General features: G+C 70.5%; 2 protein-coding genes. Both read left to right on the top strand.

Annotated elements, in window-relative coordinates:
• Positions 1–1245: hypothetical protein (locus D180_RS03630; RefSeq protein ID WP_017911709.1), on the top strand; the 1245-nt coding region annotated here is incomplete at its 5' end.
• A gap of 118 nt (positions 1246–1363) precedes the next feature.
• On the top strand, positions 1364–2577 hold a 1214-nt coding region (locus tag D180_RS03625), incomplete at its 3' end, for an NADPH-dependent assimilatory sulfite reductase hemoprotein subunit (RefSeq protein WP_017911708.1).

Raw genomic sequence — 2577 nt, 5'->3', positions numbered from 1 at the left:
CGCGACGTGCTGGGCCGCCACACGCCCGCGGCGCCGTCGGCCACGGTGACCCCGCTGCGCGGCACCGCGGCGACGGCTTGGAGCCGCACCCAGCCGTTCGCCGCCGAGGTGCTGGCCAACCAGCCGATCAGCGGCCGCGACTTCAAGGGACCGCGCTACGCCGCGCACGGCCCGGCCGACAAGGACGTACGCCACCTGGAGCTGTCGCTGGCCGGCAGCGGCCTGCACTACGAACCCGGCGATGCCCTGGGCGTGCGCCATCGCAACCCGCCTGCGCTGGTCGAGGCGGTGTTGACCGCGACGCGACTGGACGGTCACGCCGAGCTCACCGCCGATGGGCAGACACTGTCCCTGTACGAGTGGCTCAGCGGCCACCGCGAACTGACCCGGGCCTCGCGCCCGTTGCTCAGCGCGGTCGCCGAACGCGCCGGCGCGACCGCGCTGACCGAGCTGCTCGACCCCACCCAGACCGCCGGCCTGGCGGCGCTGCTCGCCGATCACCAAGTGATCGACGTGCTGCGTCGCTGGCCGGCGGATTGGGACCACGCCGCGCTGCTGCAGGCGCTGCGGCCGATGGTCCCGCGCCTGTACTCGATCGCCTCTAGCCGCAAGCGGGTCGGCGACGAAGCCCACCTCACCGTCGACGTGCTGGCCTACGACGCGCACGGCCATGCCCACGGCGGCGCCGCCAGCGGCTATTTGGCCGCCCTGGCCGAAGGCGACAGCGCCCCGGTCTACATCGAGCCCAACGAACGCTTTCGGGTGCCGGCCGACGCCAGCCGCGACATCCTGATGATCGGCCCCGGCACCGGCGTGGCGCCGTTCCGCGGCTTCGTGCAGGAGCGCGCCGAGAGCGGCGCCAGCGGCCGCAACTGGCTGTTCTTCGGCGCCCGCCACTTCAACCGCGACTTCCTCTATCAGGCCGAATGGCAACAGGCGCTGCGCAGCGGCGAACTGCACCGGCTGGACCTGGCGTTCTCGCGCGACGTGCAACCGCTGCGCGGGAACACCGCTCCTTCCAAGGTCTACGTGCAGCAGCGCCTGCGCGAACACGGCCGCGCGGTCTACGACTGGCTGCAGAACGGCGCGCACCTGTACGTATGCGGCGCCATCGCCATGGGCAAGGACGTGCACGCCACCTTGCTGCACATCGTCGCCGAACACGGCGCCCGCAGCCCCGAGGACGCCGCCGCCTACCTCAGCCAACTGCAGCGGGAGGGGCGGTATGCGCGTGATGTGTATTGAAGCTGAGAAACGGGAAACGGGAATCGGGAATGGGCAACGGCCGGCCTCGACGGGCTTTCCGTAATCCGACGCACCCGCTCTTGCCATTCCCTATTCCCCATTCTCGATTCCCTGCCCAATGTCCCACTCCATCGAAGACATCAAGCACCACAGCCAGCGCTTGCGCGGGTCGCTGCTGCAGAGCCTGGCCGATCCGGTCACCGGGGCGCTGCGCGAGGACGATCAGACGCTGATCAAGTACCACGGCAGCTACCAGCAGGACGACCGCGATCTGCGCGAGGAGCGGCGCCGGCAGAAGCTGGAGCCGGCCTACCAGTTCATGATCCGCACGCGCACCCCGGGCGGGGTGGTGGATCCGGCGCAGTGGCTCAAGCTCGACGCCATCGCCACCACCTACGGCAACCACTCGCTGCGCGTCACCACGCGCCAGGCGTTCCAGTTCCACGGGGTGATCAAGCGCGAACTGAAGGCGACCATGCAGGCGATCAACGCCGCGCTGATCGACACCCTGGCCGCCTGCGGCGACGTCAACCGCAACGTGCAGGTCGCCGCCAATCCGCTCGCCTCGCAGGCGCACGCCACGCTCTACACCGACGCCGCGCGCGTGTCCGAACACCTGCTGCCCAATACCCGCGCCTACTACGAGATCTGGCTGGACGAGGAACAGATCGCCGGCAGCGGGCAGGAGGAGGAGCCGATCTACGGCAACGCCTACCTGCCGCGCAAGTTCAAGATCGGTTTCGCGCTGCCGCCGGTCAACGACGTGGACGTGTTCGCCAACGATCTGGGCTTCATCGGCGTGCTCGACGCCGACGGCACGTTGGTCGGCTACAACGTCAGCCTCGGCGGCGGCATGGGCGCCAGCCATGGCGATGCGGAGACCTACCCGCGCGTGGCCAACGTGGTCGGCTTCATCGACCGCGCGCAGTTGCTCGATGTCGCTACCGCGGTGGTCACCACCCAGCGCGACCTGGGCAACCGCACCGTGCGCAAGCGCGCGCGCTTCAAGTACACCATCGACGACCACGGCCTGGAGACGGTGCTGGCGGAGATCGAGCGCCGTGCCGGCGTGCGCCTGCAGCCCATGCGCGACTTCGCCTTCGAGCACAACGGCGACCGCGCCGGCTGGCAGGCTGGCGAGGACGGCCGCTGGCACCTGACCCTGTCGCTGCCGGCCGGGCGCATCGCCGACCATGCCGACGGCGCGCAGCACCTCAGCGGCCTGCGCGCGATCGCCACGCAGCTGCGCGACGCCGGCGACGGCGCGCACTTCCGCATGACCGCGAACCAGAACCTGGTGATCGCCGGCGTTCCCGCGGCGCAACGCGAGGC

The organism is Xanthomonas sp. SHU 166 (genome assembly GCF_000364685.1).
Taxonomy (GTDB): domain Bacteria; phylum Pseudomonadota; class Gammaproteobacteria; order Xanthomonadales; family Xanthomonadaceae; genus Xanthomonas_A; species Xanthomonas_A sontii.
The sequence above is the reverse complement of the archived record's forward strand: the minus strand, read 5'-3'. Positions and strand labels throughout refer to the sequence as shown.